Consider the following 20548-nt stretch of genomic DNA (forward strand, 5'->3'; position numbering starts at 1 on the left):
AACGTTACGTTAACAGCGCCATTTACTCTCCCCCAAGCCTAAACAGCCTCAGCAACCACAACAACAAAGCAATTTCCACGATTTGAAAAAGAAAATAAATCAAAAATTCCGCATGCGCTGCAATGCCGACCAAAAAATAATGATAAACCGTAATAAATACAGCGAACAAAAGCAGACGGAACACCGAACCTCGACGCGCCATAAATATAACTGACAACCATGCAGCCAGCGGTATCAATCCAGCCACCAAAAAACCGTAAAACACCACATCCACAAATCCTTTATCCCCCCCATGTATCAACACAAGGCAAAAAAACAAATAGACCAAACAAATGGGCACAGAGACAAAAACTCTTAATGCAAAAATAGTTTTCGACACCACAACCCCCATTAATTTAGTGCACAACCAACTGACTTATCAGCATCTGCCTTAGGCAACCATTGCCTGGGATCAAGAAAAAACTTCCCATCAGAGTCAAAGGGAACCGGATTAGGCCAGATTCTCTGGAACCACACATTCCCTCCATAAAATGTCGAGCTAACACCCGCCGCTTCGAATGAAGAATCATGATAAGCATCGATCATGTTACCGGTAACTCCACTCACACCGTGGATAGCAACCATCTCACTATCTCTGGCGATCAAACCCTGGCGAATCTTATTTAAAATCGACGCCTCCGACTCCGTTGTACTACCTTTAGCCCATGACGCCAAAATACCTGTCGTAATGGCCCCGTTCACAATTTTATTATTTCCACGACAAATCTCACCAGCGACCCCGTAATATCTACTCAACTCGCCGGTTGTTTGGCATGCACGCGCATCGTAATAGACGCACACACTTGTATCACCCTTACCATTAAAGTCCCACTTTTCCAGCCCCATAGGATCAACAAAAGAATTTGGATTCCCACTTACGTAAGCGTAGGAATTTTCTCCTCCTCGAAACCCTATTGGATCAGCAGAAATATAGCGAGCACACGCTGGGTCGTAATACCTAAAACGGTTAAAGCTCAGAGCTGTCTCATGGTCCTCGTACTGACCCTGCAGGCGAATTGAATTACTAACACCCTGGCTCCCAGTCTCACCCAATTGCCCTTTTCCAACATTCCCCCAACTCTTATATTGCGCCGCCCACACCACGTGCCCATCCTCATCCGTCAGCTCCATCGGCGTGCCCAGATGGTCGCACTGGTACCAGAAGATGCTATCAAACGCTTGAGGTTTCACGTCTGTTTGCCATAAGGGATCTTGCTCAAAGTCATACTCACGCCCACTCCAGTCGGGTCGCTTGTGCAGGCGAACCGGGCCATTGCGCACCGCCTGGGCCACAGGCACAAAACTGCCTGGCAGATACAGGTAATGCACGGTGCTGCCGGTATCACCGTCGTCGCGCGGCGGGGAACTCTCCCAGGCAAGCGCGTTGCCATCCCAGCCGAACAGCGTAAAACCGCATTTCAACTCGCGCTGTCGTTTGGCCCGTTGCATCTGGTTCCAGCCAGTGCCTGCATCAGGTTTGTCCCAGTGATGAGCAACGGAGTGCTTGTGCAACCGTCTCCCGAGTGCGTCATAGCTGTATTCGACCTTGAGCCGATCATCGTTGTAATGCGCCAGGCGATCGAACAGGTCCCAGGCCAGGTGTGCGTGTTTGCCCTCACGCAGCCGATGGATCAAGTTACCTCGGTCGTCATACTTGAAATGGGTGCCGTCGAACTGACGTAAACGGTTGTCCATCAACTTCCCATTTCTGGCATTTTCTTCCAGGGGGCGGTTGAGCTGCTGGGCTTCATCAACAAGGTTGCCCGCAGGGTCGAAGGAGAAAGTTTCAACCCCCAAGCGACTGTTCGCCTGGAGCAATCGGCCAAGTGGGTCGTATTGATAAGTCAATTGCCCACGACGCGTATCGTGAATGCCTGCCAGTTGGCCGACCGTGTCGTACTCATACTCTCGTTTGAGCAAGGTGGTTTCGCCATCGGCACCGCCAATCACTTGTTCCAGCGGCCTCCCACGCATACTCCACTGCTGCTTGTGCATGAGCTTGTTGCCTTGATGGCGAACAATCTCCCGGTGTAAATCGTCACGCTCGAAGGCAAGCATTTCGTGATGGTCCAGCATCATGCCCAACAGATGTCCGCTGCCGTAAGTCAACCAGCTGACCTTGTGGCCATCGGGGCGAAGGGTGGCCACACGCCGGTTCAACACATCGTATTCATGCTGCCAGACGGCGACCATGGGCGTGCCAATGGCCAGGTAGTGCTGATGCTCACGGACCATGTTGCCGGCTTCGTCATGGAACCATTGCAACAGGCTGGCGGCATTGCGGGCCTGTAGCAGTTGGCCATTGCCGTTGTAGGCATAATGTTCCGATTCCACCTGTTCACCCAGGCTGGCAGTACGTTCGATCAGACGGCCCATGCGATCAAAACGCATGGTTATGCGGCGCTGGCCAACTTGGGTATGAGCGAGGCGTCCGGTCAGTGGGTCATAGTGATACTGCTTCACCAGGCCATCGAAACCGGTTTCCGCCAACAAGCGTCCAACCACATCGTAGCTGAATGTCGCCCTGCTTTCGTTCTGGTTGTCCAAGCCGACCAATCGCCCTAGCTTGTCCCAGTGACAGCGCAATGTGTGCTCTGTTGCATCGACACGCTCGCTCGGCAACCCCACACGGGTATAGCGCCACGTCGTACACCGATCCAACGCATCGACATGGGCCAGCAACCGCCCTTCGGCATCGCGCTCGAAGCGTTCTTCGGACTGGTCCGGGTGGGTGACCTTGGCCAGCTGCCCGGCCTTGTAGGCGTACTGGATCTGCTCGCCCAGAGCGTTGGTGGCCTGCACCAGCCTGCCGAACTCATCGTAGGCCCACTGGCTGCTCTTGCCGGAACAGTCGGTGTATTCGAGCAACTGCCCGGCGGCGTTGTACGCCAGCTTTTTCTCGTTGCCGTTGGCGTCCTTGATTGCCTTGAGCTGCCCGGTTGAGGTGTAGGCGAATTCAGTCTTGTTGCCCAGCGGGTCGACTGTCTCGACCAGGTTGCCGGCGGCGTCGTAGTCGCGCAGCCACAGGCCGCCCTCGGCGTCGAGAAGCTTGATCAACTGGTCCTGGTCGTCGTAGGCGTAGTGCACCACGCTGTGGTCGGCGCGGATGTGCTGCAAGCGGTTGCTGCGCTCATCGTAGACGTAGCGGTCCTGGCTGCCGTCGGCGTGCAAGTGGCGGATGACGTTCTTGCGGGTGTCGCGGAACAGCCACTCCGAGCGCCCGTCGGCATGCTGGATGCGGTAGGTGTAGCCCTCGGCATCGTAGTAGTGGCGGGTCTGGCCGCCATGGGCGTCGGTCACGGTGGTCAGGCGGATGTGCGTGTCCCAGGCCAGGCGGGTTTCGAAGCTGCCGTCGTCGGCCCATTCGCGGATCGCCTGGGGGCCGCTGCCATACCATTCGAGGTGCTGGCCGCGGCCGGTGCGGTGGGTGTAACTGGTTATCAAATGATACCGGTACTGCCAAGCCGCGCGTCTGCTTTCATTAGTTGCCATCTGCACAAAACACAAAACCGTTAATTAAATATCAACTTTACGCCAAAGCGCTATTTACCTTCTCCTCCAAGCCTAAACAGATTCAGCAACCACAACAACAAAGCAATCTCCACGAGCTGAAAAAGCAAATAAATCAAAAATTCCGCACGAGCCGCAATGCCGACCAAACAACAATGATAAGCCGTAATAAATACAGCAAACAAAAGCAGGCGAAACACCGAACCCCGACGCGCCATAAATATAATTAACAACCATGCAACCAACGCTATCAGCCCAGCCACCAAAAAGCCGTAGAACACCACAACCACAAACCCCTTATCACCCCCATACATCAACACAAAACAAAAAACAAATAAATCAAGCAAATGAGCACAGAGACAAAAAACCTTACTACAATAACAGCTTTCAACACCACCCCATTAATTTAGCGCGCAACCAACTAACCCAACAGCATTTACCTTAGGGAAATAATGCCTGGACAAAAACTGGACAGACCTGAATAACACCCATTTAACATACTTCGGATGCCCATATCCTTTTAATCTCTGCCCTTGCTAATCGACGTGGTTTGGTCAGCAAGGGGTAGGCCTGAGGTCCTCGTTTTTTTGGTCCGAGGCTCGACACGACCGGGCTGGTTGCCCGCATGCTTTAGAGCAATCAGCATCAACCAATCTGCCAGCTGATCTTCCCCACCACCGTAGCGGCGTTGTCGTAGCGCTCAACTACCTTCGGATCTATTGCTACTAAAAACCCTCCCCCCATTAACAATCCTAATCAAGACATAGAACCCCGCAAACTCAGCCAGCTGTACCCCCCAATAATAAAAACCATCGCGATGCGCGGAAACCGCAAACAGAAAAACATGATACATCGTTATCAATACAGCAAAAACCACCGATTTAAAAATCGTAGCCGAAGCACTCTTGAAAATCACCAGCAGCCACGAGCAGAGCGGCACGAGCCCGGTAACAAGAACCACATGCCTTATTACTTCAAGCAGCGTGAGCTCTCCTCCACGCGTCGCCAAATAACAGAAAAACAGATAAACCAAAACAGGCGGAACCGCCAGAAAAATCCTTAACACCCTCAACACAAGAAACCACTTCATCAGATCCCCTAGACAAAAATTAGCCCTTAAAAAATGGGACAGATTTATGTTTTCACCCTAACTTCGGCCCACCCCACCTCACCTGATCGACACCGTTTCCTGTGATTCGAGGACCGTCCATAGCCGACTAGTGCTCCTAAGTTTCCAAGCTGGGTAGCCAATCGAATTAGACTGCGCTATTCAGCCGACATCGCTTGAGTTCCGCGGCCCCTTCGGCCCCGCGCATGCAGCATTTATAACAAAGAATAAATCCGCACCTTTTTCGTCACCCTAATTCTTGGCCGCCCGCCTTTATATAGTCACTTCCCCAATGCATAGCAACAACCCTCATCGCCTCCAACGCTTCCTCGTCACCGTACTCCTTCCAAAGAAAAACCAAAACCTCAACAATTGCTTTCTTTTTTTCCACACCATAAAGACTCATACGATATAAATCATCTCTCATTATCGACCTCTTCAACCCATAAGCAAGGTCTTCCGTAACAATACCTCCATCATAATAATGCTCAACCGCCATCAGCAGGTAGGCTGGCAGATAGTATTCAACACCAGCTGGAGCCATGAATGTCAGGCAAGCAGACGAATCACCTATATAATCATCAAACAGCCCCTGCAAAGTAATATCCCACCATCTCTTTCCAGCAAAGTAATCCCTAATCTGCAAAGGTTCCAAATGCAATGAAGATATGATTTCACTAGCATCAGGTGGATTCTCTTTCTTGAAGGCTGTCTCAACCAATTTTCGGATGCTGGCCTGCCTAGCCTTCAACGTATCTTGGACTCGCATAATGCTACTCCCTCCCATGCCCTGATAGCTTGCTCTCTATGTGTCGCATCACCACCGGCGAAACAACGATTATTGACAGCCTCTCGGGCTATCGCACACTGCAAATTGACCTCTCGCAACTCTGACGCCAGAACAGGATCAGTAACCGACTTGCAAGTCCGCTTGCCTCCTTTACACCAAGCGTTTACCTCATCTTGCAGTTTTCTATGCTCTCCAGGCTGACAGTTTCCAGGCGGTGGCATATCAACACTCAATGGGCTGATTTTGCGTCCAATCAAGTCACGGTTTGCATCCTCTGACTTGGCGGCGTCTCCTGAAGTGCTAAGAACTGCCCCTACCGCAACAGCACCTGCAAGCGTCCCTATCAATGCTCCTGCACCACACCCGACTGGCCCGGCCCAAGAACCTGCCGCACATCCGACAACCGGATTCAATCCCAAGGGGTCGACATAACGCAACGGGTTCCCGGAAGCGTAACTATAAGTATTCAGTCCACCCCTCAAACCCGAAGGGTCCCTTGAAACATAGCGCCCAGTTTCCGGATCACGATACCGGAAGCGATTGTAGTGCAGCCCGTTCTCCGCATCATGGTACTGACCTTGAAAACGAATCGGGTTCGCAAAGCCCTGTAGCATGGCGCTCTCTGAGCGCTTTTCACGTACTTCCCCCCAAGCCCGGTACTGCCCCACCCAGGCAACATTGCCCTGTTCATCGGTCATTTCCATCGGCGTACCTAGGTGGTCGCATTGGTACCAGGCAATGGCATCGAACAGCTGTGGTTTGACCTCGGTGTGCCACAGCGGATCTTGGTCGAAATCGTATTCGCGCAAGCTCCAGTCTGGCTGCTTGTGCAGGCGGATCGGGCTTTTGCGCAGGGCTTGGGCAACCGGTACAAAGCTCCCGGGTTCGTAAAGGTAATGTACGGTGCGACCAGTGTCGCCCTCATCCCGTGGTGGTGAGCTTTCCCAGGCCAGGGTGTCGCCATCCCAGCCGAACAAGGTGAAGCCGCAGCCGAGATCACGCTGGCGCTTGGCGCGTTGCAGCTGGTTCCAGCCAGTACCGGCTTCGGGGCGGTCCCAGAAGTGCGCCACCGAATGCTTATGCAGGCGACGGCCCAACGCGTCGTAGCTGTAATCAACCTTGAGCTGGTCGTCGTTGTAGCTCGTCAGCCGATCGAACAGGTCCCAGGTGAAAGTAGCGTGTGTGCCGTTGTGCAGGCGATGAATCAGGTTGCCACGCTCGTCGTACTTGTAATGAGTCCCGACATACTCGCGCAGCAGGTTGTCCATCAGCTTATTGCAACGTGGATCGGCTTCCAGCGGACGATTCAATTCTCGGCTCTTGTTATCAATTAGATTGCTCGCCGGATCGAAAGCAAAGGTTTCCACGCCAAAACGGCTGGACGCCTGTAGCAAATGCCCGACCGGATCGTATTGATAATCCTGTTGACCTCGACGGGAATCGTGCAGGCCCGTCAACTGATCAGCAGCGTCAAATCGGTAATGGCGCTTAAGCAGCAAGGATTGACCGTCATGGCTGCCCAGCAGTTGCTCCTGCAGACGTCCGGCGAGATCCCAGGCCTGGGTCTGCATCAACTGGTTGCCTTGATGTCGCACAATTTCGCGGTGCAAGTCATCGCGCTCGTAGGTCAGCATCTCGTGCTGGTCAAGCGTCATGCCAAGCAAATGGCCGCTGCCGTAGGTCAGCCAGCTGACCTTGTGGCCGTCCGGGCGGATGGTAGCGGTACGCTGGTTGAGTGCGTCGTACTCGTGCTGCCACACCGCAACCATCGGTGTACCGGTGGCCAAATAGTGCTGGTGCTCACGGGTAAGGTTGCCCGCTCCGTCATGAAACCATTGCAACTTGCTCGACGCATTGGTCGCCTGGATCAGTATTCCGTTGCCGTCATAGTTAAAGCTTTCCGTCTGTCGGTGTTCTTGCAGATGAGCTGTGCGCTCAGCCAAACGACCCATAGGGTCGAAACGAAGCTCTATGCGACGTTGGCCGACTTGCGTCGACGCCAGACGTCCAGTGTTGGAATCGTATTGGTACCTGGTCACCAAACCGTCGAAGCTGGTCTCTTCCAATAGACGACCTACGGGGTCGTATAAAAACAACACCTTGCCCTCGTTCTCGTTTTCGAGCCTTGTCAGGCGGCCAAGCTTATCCCAGCGATAGCGCACGGAATGTTCGAGCGCATCGACACGCTCAGCCAATAGCCCGGCACGGGTATAGCGCCACGTCGTACACCGATCCAACGCATCGACATGGGCCAGCAACCGCCCTTCGGCATCGCGCTCGAAGCGCTCTTCGGACTGGTCCGGGTGGGTGACCTTGGCCAGCTGCCCGGCCTTGTAGGCGTACTGGATCTGCTCGCCCAGAGCGTTGGTGGCCTGCACCAGCCTGCCGAACTCATCGTAGGCCCACTGGCTGCTCTTGCCGGAACAGTCGGTGTATTCGAGCAACTGCCCGGCGGCGTTGTACGCCAGCTTTTTCTCGTGGCCGTTGGCGTCCCTGATCGCCTTGAGCTGCCCGGTTGAGGTGTAGGCAAACTCGGTCTTGTTGCCCAGCGGGTCGACTGTCTCGACCAGGTTGCCGGCGGCGTCGTAGTCGCGCAGCCACAGGCCGCCCTCGGCGTCGAGAAGCTTGATCAACTGGTCCTGGTCGTCGTAGGCGTAGTGCACCATGCTGTGGTCGGCGCGGATGTGCTGCAAGCGGTTGCTGCGCTCATCGTAGACGTAGCGGTCCTGGCTGCCGTCGGCGTGCAGGTGGCGGATGACGTTCTTGCGGGTGTCGCGGAACAGCCACTCCGAGCGCCCGTCGGCATGCTGGATGCGGTAGGTGTAGCCCTCGGCGTCGTAGTAGTGGCGGGTCTGCCCGCCGTGGGCGTCGGTCACGGTGGTCAGGCGGATGTGCGTGTCCCAGGCCAGGCGGGTTTCGAAGCTGCCGTCGTCGGCCCATTCGCGGATCGCCCGGGCATGGGGGCCGCTGCCATCCCATTCGAGGTGCTGGCCGCGGCCGGTGCGGTCGGTGTAGCGGGTGATCAGGTGGTGCTGGTACTGGTACTGCCAGGCGGCGCCGTGTTCATCCTGGGCGGCGATCAGGTCGCCGTGGTCGTCGTAGTGATAGGCGCACAGCTGGCGCAACGGCTTGCCGTCAACCACCTGCCACAGGCCCTGGATAAGGCCGTGGTCATCGAGCAACGTGCCCAGTTGCAGGTGCACCTTGGTCGGGTCGTCGTCCTGGTAGGTGTTGATGTCCGACAGCACCGGGCGGCCTTCATGGAGGTGCTCATACTGCAGCGTGGCGCCGACGCCGTTGCGCATGCGGATGTGCACCAGGTAGAAGCGCTCGCCGACGCGCTCGTAGGTCTCGCGGCGCTCCTGCCCGCGCGAGAGGATGAGCTGGCTGTCGCTGGTGCGGGTCAGGCCGCGGTACTCCACCGGGTCGTAGTGGGTCTTGCCGACTTTGGGCAGCGGGTAGGCGTGGCTGCGGCCGTCGATGTCGTGCAGCAGCAGGCCGCCGTCCTGCACATCGATGCAGGTGGTGAAGGCGGTGATCCAGCGGGCGCCGAGGCTGCCGCCGTCGAGGGCGGCCAGGCGCGAATGGTAGGTGCGGGTCCAGTTGACCGGGAACGGGCCAGGCAGGCTGAAGTCGGTGTGCTGCAAGGTTTCGCTGCCCAGGGCGAAGTCGATGCTGTTGCAGGTGCCGGTCGGGGCGCCGTTCTTGCATTGGTTGGCGGCCTGCAGCGCGGGCGCCTGCTCCTTCTGCGTCTCGACCTTGCCTTCGGCCACTTGGTGGCGGGCCTTGCTGGTGCTGCCGGCCTTGACGTTGGCCACCACCACCTGGGGGTTGCGCTGGCGCCATTGCTCGACGCTGCTGGCCAGAGTCAAACGCAGGGCTTCGATGGACCCGGGGCTGCCAGCGTCGCCGAGTTTGAGGATGGCACCACGCACCAGTGGCGCCAATGTGCGCAGCTGCGCGATATGGGCGAGCAGTTGGGCCTTGGCCGCCGCACTGAGGGCGTGGCTGAGGTTGGCGCTGGTCATGCCCTTGCCGGCGCACTTGTAGGCGTTGAAGGCGCCGGCCAGGTAGTTGTCGATGGTGGCCTGGGGGTCGTGGACCAGCAGGTTGCCCGCAGCGGCTGCCGGGGTGGCGGGCGCTGGGCTGGTACTCACCGCCAACGCGGTAAGGCCAGTGGCGATGTCGAGGATAAGCTGCTCGCCCAAGGTGGCGGCGTCGCTCAGCGCCGCCTTGAGATGGCCGGCGGTCTGGCTGACGAAATCGTCGAGGCTGCCGACGATGTCGGCGTTCAGGTGGCCGGCCATCAGCTCGATCAGCGCATCGCCAAGCACCTGTTTGCCCTCCTGGCGCACGATGAACAGCATCGGCCGCAGGGCCATGCGCGCCGCCGCGCCGCTGGCCGGCGCACGGACCAAGCCGATCAGGTTGATGGCGAAGGTGGCGCAGGCGACCGGGTCGGGCACCTTGTTGCCGGCCAGGATCACGATGTCCCCCAGGGCATCGACCAGGGCGATGCTGTTGCCTGCCACGGCCACGTTGCCAGCGACGCCCTTGAGGCGTTCGAGGGTGACGAAGCTGGCGCTGGTCTGGCGCAGCCAGGTGTCGAAGATCACGGCGCCACGGCCGACGTCCTCGACCTTGATCTCGGCCAGCGGGGTGATGGCCACCTGCGGGGCGCGGAGGTTGTCGTTTGCTGCGGAGGTCTGTGCGGTCATGAAATCAGCTCGCGTGGCATCAGGTCAGTCACGGGGTTCAGGCTGGGGGGCTTGAAGGCAGTGAGTTTGGGCAGGGCACCCGGCATGGCGGCACCGGCCTTGCTGGTGACGCCCAAGGCCCTGGAGGCAGCCGTGGCCAGTTGCGGCAGGCCGGCGATGCCGCCTTTCAGCGCGCCTTGTACCTGCTGCACGCCCTGCAGCGCGTTCTGCCCGGTCTTGAGCAGGCTCATGCCAGTCTTGGCTGCGTCCATGCCGCTGCTGGCCAGTTGCTTGGCCTTAGCCATCGCCGCCCCGCCGCCCTCGGGGGTGAGCACGTCAGGCATCGCCTCGAACATCGAGGGCGTACCCTCTTCGGTCGCTGCCAGCTTCGGCCAGGGCAGGCCCTTGGCGAAGCTGCCGAGGCTCCAGGTGTCGGCCGTGTCGAGGCCGAATTTCGCCAAGGCTGGCCCTGGCGCGACGCCGGACACGGCATTGAAGCCCTGCCCGTCCAGTGAGCCCTTGAGCACTGTGCCCAGGGCGTCGGTAACCTCGTAGTCGCCGGCCTTGATGCCCTTGGTGTTGGCGTACAGGTTGAACAGCTCCAACGCGCCTTTGCCGGGCTTGGGCGGCTCGGGGAAGGTGCCGGCCATGCTGGCGGCGCCGATGTGGGCGAACTGCGCGGCGTGGGCGGTGTAGTTGGCGCTGGTGACGTGGGTGATGCCGCTGGCGTTGTAAGTCGTCGCGCTGCCGCCGCCCTGCACCACCAGTTCGGTCTTGGCCTTGAGGATGATGCGGTCGGCGTTGGCAGTGATGTCGAGCTTGGCCAGCAGGTTGATGCTGTCCTTCAGCGCGCGGATGTCGATGTCGCCGGAGGCCGACACCAGCTTCCAGCCCAGGCTCTGCACGAACAGGCGCATGCCTTGGCTGGCGCTGGCCAGCAGGCGTTTGCCGATCGACAGGCTGGTGTGGCCGGTGCTGCTCAGCGCCAGGTGGCTGCCGCTGGTGATGTGGTTGGGGCCGGGGGTGGTCAGGGCGATGCCGGCCGGGCTCGACACGACCAGGTGCGGCTGGGTGAATTCGGCGAACTCGTTTTTCGTGAGGTCGCCTGGGCCACTGCCGAGGATGCCTTGGTGCTGCTTGTGCAGGTCCTTGGCCACGGCGTCCTGGTCGCCCGGTTCCTGGGCCTGCATCTGCTTGGCCAGTTCGGCCAGGCTGTCCTGCTGCTCGCTGGCGGTGGCCAGGCGTTCGGCGGTTTCGGGCAGGTCCTTGTGATGCTTGGCTTCGTTCGGGCGCGGTTCGGTGGTGATCAGCAGGCCACCGGCGGCGCGCACGGCGCCGTGGCGGTCGGTGCGCAGCTCGAAGCCTTCACCGCGTGGCGCACCACCCGATGGACGTGGATGGGTGAGATAACCGAGGTTCAGCGCACTGGCGCCGTGGTCGCTGCGCAGGGCAATGCTGATCTCGCTGGTGGTGTCGTCGATGCGCAGTTCGTTGCCGCGGCTGCCCTTGTATTCCTTGCTCTTGATCGTGGCCAGGGTCTTCAGGTCAGGCAGCTTGTAGTGCGGCATGTTCACGCCGTGGTACAGGCAGCCGGTCACCAGCGGCTGGTCGGGGTCGCCTTCGAGGAAGCTGACCAGCACCTCCATGCCGACGCGGGGCAGTTGCAGGCCGGCGATGCCCTGCCCGGCCCAGCTCGACGCCACGCGCATCCACACGCTGGACTTGTCGTCCGAGCGGCCCTCGCGGTCCCAGAAGAACTGCACCTTGATGCGGCCGTATTCGTCGCAGTAGATCTCTTCGCCGGCCGGGCCGCTGACCACGGCACGCTGCTCACCCAGCACCTTGGGTTTCGGGTGGTTCAGCGGCGGGCGGTACGGCTGCTCCCACGGGGTGACCACGAAGAAGTTGCGGTAGCCCTGCTGGAAGCCGTCGAAGCGCGGGTCGATGTCGCTGGTGATGGCTTCTTCCAGCACCTGCGGCTGACGGCCCTGGTGCTGGATTTCGGTGAGCAGCCAGAGGTCGTTCCACGAGGCGTTGGGGTGGCTGGCCAGGGTCAGGAAGTGCCCGCTGGCCAGCAACGGCTGGTCGCTGTCGCCGCTCGCCTGGCGGTAGTCGCTGCGGTGGCGTTCCAGGGCGCGGTTGGCCAGGTGCTTGCCACGCGGGCGGTCGAGGAAGCGACCGGGGTAGTCGTAGTCTTCCAGGGCCGGCTCGTCATGGCTGTCGGCCTCGCCTTCGAGCTGGATCAGCGGCTTCTTGAAGTCGTAGTCGCGGCGGGTGACGCTGCTGGTACGGGTTTCCAGGCGCAGGGCGAAGCGCTTGATCATGGGGGTGTCGGCGACCAGCCCGGAGTCGTGCTGGAACTGCACCGAGGCCAGTTTCGGGAACACCGTCTGGTCGTCGCCGAACACCAGCTGGTGGCCGTCGGCGCTGTGGCGGAAGTGGTAGTGGATGCCTTCTTCTTCGCACAGGCGCTGGATGAACTGCAGGTTGGACTCGTCGTACTGCACGCAGTACTCGCGCTGCGGGTACGTCGCGCCCAGTTGGAATTGGTAGGCGTTGGCGAGGATGCCGTGTTCCTCGAGCACCTGGGCGATGATCTCCTGCACGGTCTTGTGCTGGAACATGCGCTGGTTGATGCGGTGGGCCAGGTAGGCCAGTTGCGGGCGTAGCGTGACCTGGTAGCGGGTCAGGCGCTTGCCGGCCTCGCCTTGCGCGGCGCGGTAGATCAGGCCGTGCAGGCCGCGGCCGTCGTCGCCCAGCTGGAGGAACGCGGGCTTGTGCAGCAGGCTTTCCAGGTCCCGCGAGGGGTGCTCGCTGACCAGTTCCAGGTCGATGGCGTAAGGTTGGCTGATGGCCTCCTTGCCGTCGAAGGCAAGCACCTGGAAGTCGTGCTCCAGGCCGTCGATGTGCAGGCTGAAATGGGTCTGGTTCGCGGCGGCAAACATCCCTGTCCCTCAATGGTGCGGAAATTGGATAGCAAAAACGATTGCAGGGGCGGCGGCGGGGGGCTTTGGCGGTCTGGAGATTGAGCGCCGCGCGGGCGGCGCTCGGTCTCATGGGCGATGCAACGCTAGCGTCGATCGCCCAGAGCCCCCAGGCCTTAGCCTGCGACCGGCGCGCGCCAGTCGTCGGAACCGGAAGTACCGGACACTTCGTGGGTCCAGGTGATCTTGCGGTAGGTGAAGTGCACGTCTTCCAGGTGGGTGAAGTGGGCGTTGCCCGGGTCCTGGCAGTTGTGCATGTAGTCCTTGATGTCGACGATGATCGCGTCTTCCAGGACGGTGGTGTAGTAGTGCTCTTGGGTGCCCTGGGCCGAGGTGCGGTACCACTTGATCTCGACCTTGGTCATGCGCTCGCCCGAGGTCAGGGCGGCCAGCAGCAGCGGCGAGGCCTTGTCGAAGACCTTGGTGATTTTCACCGGCTTGTGCACGCGCTGGCCGGTCGGTTGGCCGGACTGCGGGTCACGCGGGATGATCACTTCGTGTTCGAAGCCCTGGACCATCACCTGGTCTTCGTGGCCTTCCTGGTAGGTGTTGCCCACCGAGTCGGCGGTGAACGCGCCAGCAGTGATCAGACCTTGTTTTTCGCCGGTGACGGCCATGTAGGCGGGAGTTGCCATGTGTTGCTCTCCTTGCTTGAAAAAATCGCCCGATGGCAAATATTTGCCAAACGAAGATGTCCTTGAACACAAACAAAAATTCAGCCAACTAAAGCGACATTCAAATGAGCGATCAGCACGAAATAAATCACTCAAAAGTTTCGCATTAGATCAAAAAGTCAAAAACCATGACTTTCAGCGCAGAAATGATAGGGAATGGGTACCCAACGGGGAAGTCAGGCGACTTCTTTTAATCATGAAGGAAACTTCCGGCACAACCGCTATTCAATAAACACAATTGGTACATTTGCTTAAACACAAGTGGCTGCATGTTCTCGATATCCCCGACAATTTCCACTGCATGAACCCTAAGTTTGTGCTCATCCTGGAAGCCGCCGTGCAACCCCACCTGACGCAGTTACCGTAACAACCGCTCAGAACACCACCGAGCGGCGATGCTCGGCCGTCGCCACCACCCTCCCACGCTTGAGCACCGCCAACCGCGCCGGCAGGTCGAGGATCACATCGCTGACGCGCTGGGTATCTACCAGCACCAGGTCCGCGTCGTTGCCCACCGCCAGGCCATGCTCCTGCAGCCCCAGGGCCTTGGCCGGGTTGCTGGTGAGCATCGACAACACCGTGGCCTGGTCATCCGCCCCGCCCAGGTGGCAGGCGGGGATGGCCAGTTGCGCGATGTTCAGCAGGTCACCCGTGCCATAGGGGGTGAATGCGTTGCGGATGTTGTTGGTGGCCAGGCACACGTTCACCCCGCCATCGCGCAAGGCTCGCACCGGTGTGAGGGTGCGGCGCACATTGTGGCTGTCGCCACGGGCGCCCAGGTGCAGGTCGGTGGCCGGCAGGCACATCACGCTGATACCGGCCTCGCGCAGCAGCGCGACGATACGCGCCTGCCGCTCGGGCTCTACGGCGGCCAGGCTGGTGAGGTGGCCGACGCACACCCGCCCCTGGTAACCCTCGGCAAGGGTCCGGCGCGCCACGTATTCGATGGTCATCTGCTCGGCGTCATCGGCGAAGTCCTGGTGCAGGTCGATCGCCTTGTCGTAGCGCCGGGCCAGGTCGAAGACGAAATCGATGTGCTCGAGGGGGGATACGTCATTGTAGGGAATGCCGCCGACCACATCGGCGCCCCTCTCCATGGCCTCGACCATCATCTCTTTCATGCCGGGCAGTTTCAGGATGCCTTCCTGGGGAAAGGCGACCACCTGAATGTCGATGACATCGCGCAATGCTTCCCGCAGTTCCAGCACCACATCCAGGCCGGTGAAACCCTGGGCGGGGTCGAACTCGGCGTGGGCGCGTACATGGGTGGTGCCGGCCTGCACCAGCGCGCGCAACACCTGGAGCGAGCGCTCGCGGATGTCTTCGCGGGTAAGCGTGGGCTTGAGCGCGGCGGTGACGGCGATCGCTTCGCGCAAAGTGCCGGAGCGGTTGGCCTTGCGCTGCATGACATTGGCTTTTTCCAGGTGCAGGTGGCCCTCGACGAAGCCTGGAATGAGGACATTGCCGTTGCCTTGGATCTCCTGGCTTGCCTTTCTAGTGATCGCCGGGGCGATTTCAGTGATCTTGCCGTTGTGCACGGCCACATCCATCAAGGGTTTTATATCGTCGATGCGGACGTTTCTGATGATCAGGTCCATGCCGTCGCTCCTACAGGGGGCCAATAGCGTGTGTGGTAATGGCCCGGCCGCCTTGTGGTGGCCGGGCCAATTCCCTACGGGCGAATCAGAACGGCTTGGTCGGCAGATACTTGCCATCCAGGGTGATCACCGCGCGGGAGCCCCCTTCCGGATCGTCGACCTTCTTCACGTCCAGCTTGAAGTTGATGGCGCTGATGATGCCGTCGCCGAACTTCTCGTGGACCAGTGCCTTGAGCGTGGTGCCGTACACCTGCAGCATCTCGTAGAAGCGGTAGATGGTCGGGTCGGTCGGCACGCCGCCGGGGATGCTGCCGCGCAGCGGCACGGTCTGCAGCAGGGCGATGCCGTCGGCGTCCAGGCCGAGCTTGTCGCCCACCACCTGGGCGGCGCTGGCCGGCAGCGGGTGCTGGCCCAGCAGCGCGGCAGTGACAAAGGCTTCGGACAGCCCGGTGCCGTCGGTGATCTGGGCGAACGACAGGTCCTTGCGGGCCTTGGCCAGGAGGATGACTTCGCTCAGGGCAAGGCGGGCGTTCTGGCTGATTTGCGACTGGATCATGGTGGGTCTCCTTGGGTTTGAAAGGGGTCAGGCAACGTGCCTGGAAGGGTGGGAAACGGCGTTGACGGCGGGGTTCTGCGCCAGGGGGACGAACTGGCCGGTGCGCCCGTCGAAGGCGTCGATGCGGCCGCTCTCGATGTCGTAGATCCAGCCATGCAGGCGCACGCGGCCCTCTTCCAGGGCCAGGCGCACCGAGGGGTGGGTCTGGATATTGGCCAGCTGGGCGATCACGTTCTCGCGCACCATGGCCTCGACCTTGGCCTGCGGGCTGTGATGCTGGCGGGCCTCGTTGACCACCCGGGCGGAGTCGGCGTAGCGCAGCCAGCCAGCCACGGCGGGCATGTGGTCCAGGCACTTGCAGGTGGCGATGGCGGTCATGGCGCCGCAATCGGAGTGGCCGCAGATGACGATGTCGGCCACTTGCAGGGCAGCGACGGCATACTCGACCGAGGCCGATACGCCGCCAGGCTCAGGGCCGTAGGACGGCACGATATTGCCGGCGTTGCGGATGACGAACAGGTCGCCCGGCTCGCGCTGGGTGACCAGCTCGGGCACCAGGCGGCTGTCGGAGCAGGAGATGAACAGCGCCCGGGGGCTTTGCTGGGTGGCCAGGTCCTTGAACAGCTTGACCCGCTCGGGGAAGGCGTCGCGCTGGAACTTCAGAAAACCGTCGATGATGTCTTGCATGGCTGCTTGCCTCAATGTCGCGGTGTGTTGAGGCAAAGGTTACGCAGCGCCTTACATAAGGTAAAAGTCTCATTTATGATGATGCACATCAGATTATCTTATGGAATTAGCCATGCTTGCCCGGCACATCCAGTACTTTCTCGCAGTGGCGCAACACCACAGCTTCACTCGGGCCGCAGCGGCGCTGCATGTTTCCCAGCCGGCGCTGTCACAGCAGGTCAGGCAACTGGAGGAGAGCCTCGGCGCGCAGTTGTTCGACCGTTCAGGGCGCACCACGCGCCTGACCGATGTCGGGGAGGTCTACCTGCGTTACGCCAGGCGGGCGGAACAGGAACTGCTGGAGGCCCGGCGCGCCATCCATGACGTGGGCGACCTGAGCCGCGGATCGCTGCGGGTGGCGGTGACACCGACCTTTACCACCTACTTGGTAGGCCCGTTGATCGAGGCCTTCCATGCGCGTTATCCGAACATCACCCTGAACCTGCGCGAGATCGCCCAAGAGCACATGGAGGCACTGCTGCTGGCGGACGAGCTGGATGTCGGTATCGCCTTCGACGAGCTCCACACCCAGGACATCGACACCTACCCGTTGCTGGTCGAAACCCTGGCGCTGGTGGTTGGCAGCCGGCACCCGTTGGCCAAGTCGAGCGCCATCGGCGCACAGGCCCTGAATGACGAATCGATGATCCTGCTCAGCGCCGAATTCGCCACCCGCGAGCAGATCGAACGCTACTGCCGGCAACACGGTATACGCCCACAGGTGCGCATGGAGGCCAACGCCATCGGTGCGGTGATCGAGGTGGTGCGCCGCACGACACTGTCGACCCTGCTGCCCGCCACCCTCGCCCAGGCCCATGACGACCTGGTCGCCATCGCCCTCGACCCGCTGCGCCTGCAACGCACGGCCGTGCTCATGCAGCGCAAGGGGGTCTACCAGAGCGCAGCGGCGCAGGCATTCATAACCTTGGCCAAGGCGGTGGCGGCGCAGTTGCCGCGCAACTGATGCTCAGCTCAGCTGCGCTATCAGCACCGCGTTGGTGTAGATCAGGCTGCCATCGCTGGCCCGATGGCCGACCAGATGGAACTGGCCGCGCTCGTCGTCGCTCAGGTAGACGCGCAGGCGGCAGTCGGACAACGGGCCGTATCCCTCGGGCAGCATCAGGTTCAGCGTCTGCATGTCGACATCCACCATGGCTTCGGTCTCGTGGGTCTGCTGCAGACGTTCCTCGGCCTGTTCCAGCGCGGTGTGGGTCGCGCCCTGGATGTCGAAATGGATGTCACCCACGGGGGTCGATCTGCGATCACCGTCACCTTTGCACCAACCTTCGATCGTCAGGGTACTCATGGCCAATCCTCGTTTGGACACTGTCGAAGGGTTGACTCCAGCCCGCCGTGGATCGTTCAAACACCCTTCGCCAATGCGTCTTGCATTGCCCTGGCCTGCACCCGCAGCGCCTCGCACAACGGCTCCAGCACCGCCGACGCCGGCCGCAGCTCGGGCCGGATCAGCATCACCTGGTAGGGCACCGACAGGCTCAGGCGGCGGATCGCCAGCCCGCCCTGCCCCGCCTCCAGCCCACTCAGCGGGTTGATGATCGCCACCCCCAGGCCCTGCCGGACCATGGCGCACACCGAGGCGGCGCTGGTGGTCTCGATGATCGTGCGGCGGTTCACCGCCGCCTCGCGAAAATGCCGGTCGAGCTGTTGCCGGTAGATATCCAGGCTGGCCAGGTTGATGAAGTCGACTTCGTGGAAATCGTGCAACTGGAGGACCGGCTTGGCCAGCAAGGGGTGGCGCTCGGGCAACACGCAGACCATGTCGGCGCTGAACAGCAGCTCGCCGACCGCGCCGCGCGGCACCTGCGCGGACTCGGTCAATCCGAGGTCGTGCTGCTGGGCCACCAGGGACTCCTCCAGCAGCGGTGACTCCTGGGCAGTGATGCTCAGGCTGACGCCGGGGTGTTGCTGGTGGAAGTGCTGGCAGGCCCTGGGCAGCAGGGTTTGCGAGAACAACGGCAGGCAGGTGATGGCCAGCCGGCCTTGCTCGAAGTTGCGGATGGCCTGGGCGAAGCGGTCGATGCGCTCCAGGCCTACGAAGGCGCGCTCGACTTCCTCGATCAGCAGCAAGGCCTGGGCGCTGGGCACCAGGCGCCCGCCCTCGCGCTCGAACAAGTTCAGGCCCGTGACCTGCTCCATGCGCGCCAGCTCGCGGCTCACCGTGGGCTGCGAGGTGAACAGCAGGCGCGCGGCGCCGGTAACACTGCCGGCGGCCATGATGGCGCGGAACACTTCGATGTGGCGGATGGAAAGTTTCATGGCATGCCCGGACGTCTGGGAGGTGTTCGTGGGAGCGGTTTGCCCCTGCAGCCATATCAAATATGAATGGACGCCGCAAACATATCTATTTTTCTGAATCAATTAATTGCCCCACCATCGGTGTACCCAAAACAAGGAACGCCACCATGACCACCACCCTCCTGGCCGATGCCGTCCGCCAGCACGGCTCGCCGCTGTGGGCCTACGACGCCCAGACCATCCATCAGCGCATCGACCAGCTCAAGCAGCACTTCGACACCGTGCGCTTCGCGCAGAAGGCCAACCCCAACCTGCACGTGCTGCGCCTGATCCGCGAACGCGGCCTGGTGCTCGACGCGGTCTCCCTGGGGGAAATGGAACGCGCCTTCGCCGCTGGCGCATCGGTGGGCGGCGAGCCGGCTGGCGTGGTGCTGACTTGCGACGTGCTGGACCAGCCGACCCTGGCGCGGGTGGTGGAGACCGGTATCGAGGTCAACGCCGGCTCCATCGACATGCTCCGCCAGCTCGGCGAGCGCTCCCCCGGCCACCGGGTGTGGCTGCGCATCAACCCCGGCTTCGGTCATGGCCACAGCCGCAAGACCAACACCGGCGGCGAGAACAGCAAGCACGGCATCTGGCATGAGCAATTGCCCGAGGCGCTGGCCTGCGTGAAGCAGCACGGCCTGCACCTGGTGGGCGTGCACATGCACATCGGCTCGGGGGTGGACTACGCACATCTGGAACAGGTGGCCGGAGCCATGGTCGGGCTGATCGGCCGCCTGGGCATGGATATCGAGGCCTTCTCCATCGGTGGCGGCCTGTCCACCCCCTACCGCGACGGCGACCAACCGGTGGACCTGCAGCGCTACGCCCACACCTGGGCGGTGGCCCGCTCGGAAATCGAGGCGATGCTCGGCCACTCCGTGCGCATGGAGATCGAGCCGGGGCGCTTCCTGGTGGCCGAGTCCGGCTACCTGGTGGCTGAGGTGCGCGCGGTCAAGCAGATGGGCGAGCGCCACTACATCCTGGTCGACGCCGGTTTCAACGACCTGATGCGCCCAGCCATGTACGGCGCCTACCACCGCATGAGCCTGTTCGATGCCGTGGGCCGACCAGTGAGCCGCCCGCTGCAACCGACCGTGGTGGCGGGGCCGCTGTGCGAGTCGGGAGATGTGTTCACCCAGAACGACGAAGAGCTGACCCCCCAGGACCTGCCCCAGGCCAAGGTCGGTGACCTGCTGGTGATTCACGATGCGGGGGCGTATGGCGCGTCCATGTCGTCGAACTACAACAGCCGGCCGTTGTTGCCGGAGTTCCTGCTCGATCAGGGTGAATTGCGCATGATTCGCCGCAGGCAGACGGTAGAGGAATTGTTGCAGCTCGAGCGGATGGACTAGCCGGCAAGTGCAAGCGATTGTTTGCGGCGGGTCGCCGGCAGGCGATGCGCCGCCGAACCAATGTCAAAATGGTGGCTCGAAAACAGATGTGAGATACTCGGCCCGAACTATCGCGTTTTGATGCAGAAGGCCACACAGGATACGCCACAAGGCGCAAGGAGCGCGTTTCCAACCCCACGGCGACGCCACCTCACCAATTCGCATGCCTTCAGC

14 protein-coding genes and 2 pseudogenes are annotated in these 20548 nt (G+C 60.9%); 2 read left to right on the forward strand and 14 right to left on the reverse strand.

Annotation, left to right across the window (positions count from 1 at the left end):
- Positions 1-22 precede the first annotated feature (22 nt).
- The 12 genes and pseudogenes from IM733_RS10315 to IM733_RS10370 all read right to left on the reverse strand — a co-directional run bounded on the left by IM733_RS10315 (position 23) and on the right by IM733_RS10370 (position 16643).
- Positions 23-379 (reverse strand): hypothetical protein, encoded by a 357-nt coding sequence (locus IM733_RS10315; protein ID WP_248920761.1) that lies wholly within the window; start codon positions 377-379, stop codon positions 23-25.
- Between the two features lie 11 nt (positions 380-390).
- Positions 391-3510, reverse strand: a pseudogene (locus tag IM733_RS10320) (RHS repeat-associated core domain-containing protein); the annotation flags it as partial.
- 71 nt (positions 3511-3581) lie between these two features.
- Positions 3582-3833, reverse strand: a complete 252-nt coding sequence (locus IM733_RS10325; RefSeq protein WP_248920762.1) for a hypothetical protein — start codon at positions 3831-3833, stop codon at positions 3582-3584.
- A 207-nt stretch (positions 3834-4040) separates the two neighbouring features.
- Positions 4041-4249, reverse strand: a pseudogene (locus IM733_RS10330) (IS4 family transposase); the annotation flags it as partial.
- Complete coding sequence (locus IM733_RS10335) at positions 4250-4639, reverse strand: hypothetical protein (RefSeq protein WP_248920763.1); 390 nt, start codon at positions 4637-4639, stop codon at positions 4250-4252. It lies immediately after the preceding pseudogene.
- A 265-nt stretch (positions 4640-4904) separates the two neighbouring features.
- Positions 4905-5426 (reverse strand): DUF6714 family protein, encoded by a 522-nt coding sequence (locus IM733_RS10340; protein WP_248920764.1) that lies wholly within the window; start codon positions 5424-5426, stop codon positions 4905-4907.
- Complete coding sequence (locus IM733_RS10345; RefSeq protein WP_248920765.1) at positions 5405-10165, reverse strand: RHS repeat-associated core domain-containing protein; 4761 nt, start codon at positions 10163-10165, stop codon at positions 5405-5407. The genes IM733_RS10340 and IM733_RS10345 overlap by 22 nt, the downstream gene beginning before the upstream one ends.
- Entirely contained in the window at positions 10162-13089 is a 2928-nt protein-coding gene (locus IM733_RS10350) for a type VI secretion system tip protein VgrG (RefSeq protein ID WP_248920766.1), read from the reverse strand. The genes IM733_RS10345 and IM733_RS10350 overlap by 4 nt, the downstream gene beginning before the upstream one ends.
- A 155-nt stretch (positions 13090-13244) precedes the next feature.
- Positions 13245-13763, reverse strand: coding sequence for an Hcp family type VI secretion system effector (locus IM733_RS10355; protein WP_011536257.1), 519 nt, complete (start codon positions 13761-13763; stop codon positions 13245-13247).
- Positions 13764-14176: 413 nt separating this feature from the next.
- Positions 14177-15400: an amidohydrolase family protein gene (locus IM733_RS10360; RefSeq protein WP_248920767.1), complete on the reverse strand. Its 1224-nt coding sequence runs from the start codon at positions 15398-15400 to the stop codon at positions 14177-14179.
- Between the two features lie 85 nt (positions 15401-15485).
- Positions 15486-15956 (reverse strand): cyanase, encoded by a 471-nt coding sequence (gene cynS / locus IM733_RS10365; protein ID WP_050704948.1) that lies wholly within the window; start codon positions 15954-15956, stop codon positions 15486-15488.
- Between the two features lie 27 nt (positions 15957-15983).
- Entirely contained in the window at positions 15984-16643 is a 660-nt protein-coding gene (locus IM733_RS10370) for a carbonic anhydrase (protein ID WP_248920768.1), read from the reverse strand.
- Between the two features lie 112 nt (positions 16644-16755).
- On the opposite strand from IM733_RS10370, the gene cynR reads away from it, so the two are divergent.
- The gene (cynR, locus tag IM733_RS10375; protein ID WP_248920769.1) at positions 16756-17646 is read left to right on the forward strand and encodes a transcriptional regulator CynR; all 891 of its coding nucleotides are present in this window, start codon (positions 16756-16758) and stop codon (positions 17644-17646) included.
- 3 nt (positions 17647-17649) lie between these two features.
- On the opposite strand, the gene IM733_RS10380 is transcribed toward cynR, so the two are convergent.
- Both IM733_RS10380 and IM733_RS10385 read right to left on the reverse strand, forming a co-directional pair.
- Positions 17650-17988, reverse strand: coding sequence for a hypothetical protein (locus IM733_RS10380; protein ID WP_248920770.1), 339 nt, complete (start codon positions 17986-17988; stop codon positions 17650-17652).
- Positions 17989-18044: 56 nt separating this feature from the next.
- Positions 18045-18959, reverse strand: coding sequence for a LysR family transcriptional regulator (locus IM733_RS10385; RefSeq protein ID WP_248920771.1), 915 nt, complete (start codon positions 18957-18959; stop codon positions 18045-18047).
- Between the two features lie 146 nt (positions 18960-19105).
- On the opposite strand from IM733_RS10385, the gene lysA reads away from it, so the two are divergent.
- The gene (gene lysA / locus IM733_RS10390) at positions 19106-20335 is read left to right on the forward strand and encodes a diaminopimelate decarboxylase (RefSeq protein WP_139669759.1); all 1230 of its coding nucleotides are present in this window, start codon (positions 19106-19108) and stop codon (positions 20333-20335) included.
- Positions 20336-20548: the final 213 nt, after the last annotated feature.

Origin of the sequence: Pseudomonas entomophila (genome assembly GCF_023277925.1) — a bacterium.
GTDB classification, from domain to species: Bacteria; Pseudomonadota; Gammaproteobacteria; order Pseudomonadales; family Pseudomonadaceae; genus Aquipseudomonas; species Aquipseudomonas entomophila_D.

Excerpts from the sequence above, each read along its gene's own strand:
- IM733_RS10335 (WP_248920763.1), bottom strand. The coding sequence starts at position 4,639 with ATGAAGTGGTTTCTTGTGTTGAGGGTGTTAAGGATTTTTCTGGCGGTT.
- IM733_RS10340 (WP_248920764.1), bottom strand. The coding sequence starts at position 5,426 with ATGCGAGTCCAAGATACGTTGAAGGCTAGGCAGGCCAGCATCCGAAAA.
- IM733_RS10345 (WP_248920765.1), bottom strand. The coding sequence starts at position 10,165 with ATGACCGCACAGACCTCCGCAGCAAACGACAACCTCCGCGCCCCGCAG.
- IM733_RS10350 (WP_248920766.1), bottom strand. The coding sequence starts at position 13,089 with ATGTTTGCCGCCGCGAACCAGACCCATTTCAGCCTGCACATCGACGGC.
- IM733_RS10355 (WP_011536257.1), bottom strand. The coding sequence starts at position 13,763 with ATGGCAACTCCCGCCTACATGGCCGTCACCGGCGAAAAACAAGGTCTG.
- IM733_RS10360 (WP_248920767.1), bottom strand. The coding sequence starts at position 15,400 with ATGGACCTGATCATCAGAAACGTCCGCATCGACGATATAAAACCCTTG.
- cynS (WP_050704948.1), bottom strand. The coding sequence starts at position 15,956 with ATGATCCAGTCGCAAATCAGCCAGAACGCCCGCCTTGCCCTGAGCGAA.
- IM733_RS10370 (WP_248920768.1), bottom strand. The coding sequence starts at position 16,643 with ATGCAAGACATCATCGACGGTTTTCTGAAGTTCCAGCGCGACGCCTTC.
- cynR (WP_248920769.1), top strand. The coding sequence starts at position 16,756 with ATGCTTGCCCGGCACATCCAGTACTTTCTCGCAGTGGCGCAACACCAC.
- IM733_RS10380 (WP_248920770.1), bottom strand. The coding sequence starts at position 17,988 with ATGAGTACCCTGACGATCGAAGGTTGGTGCAAAGGTGACGGTGATCGC.
- IM733_RS10385 (WP_248920771.1), bottom strand. The coding sequence starts at position 18,959 with ATGAAACTTTCCATCCGCCACATCGAAGTGTTCCGCGCCATCATGGCC.
- lysA (WP_139669759.1), top strand. The coding sequence starts at position 19,106 with ATGACCACCACCCTCCTGGCCGATGCCGTCCGCCAGCACGGCTCGCCG.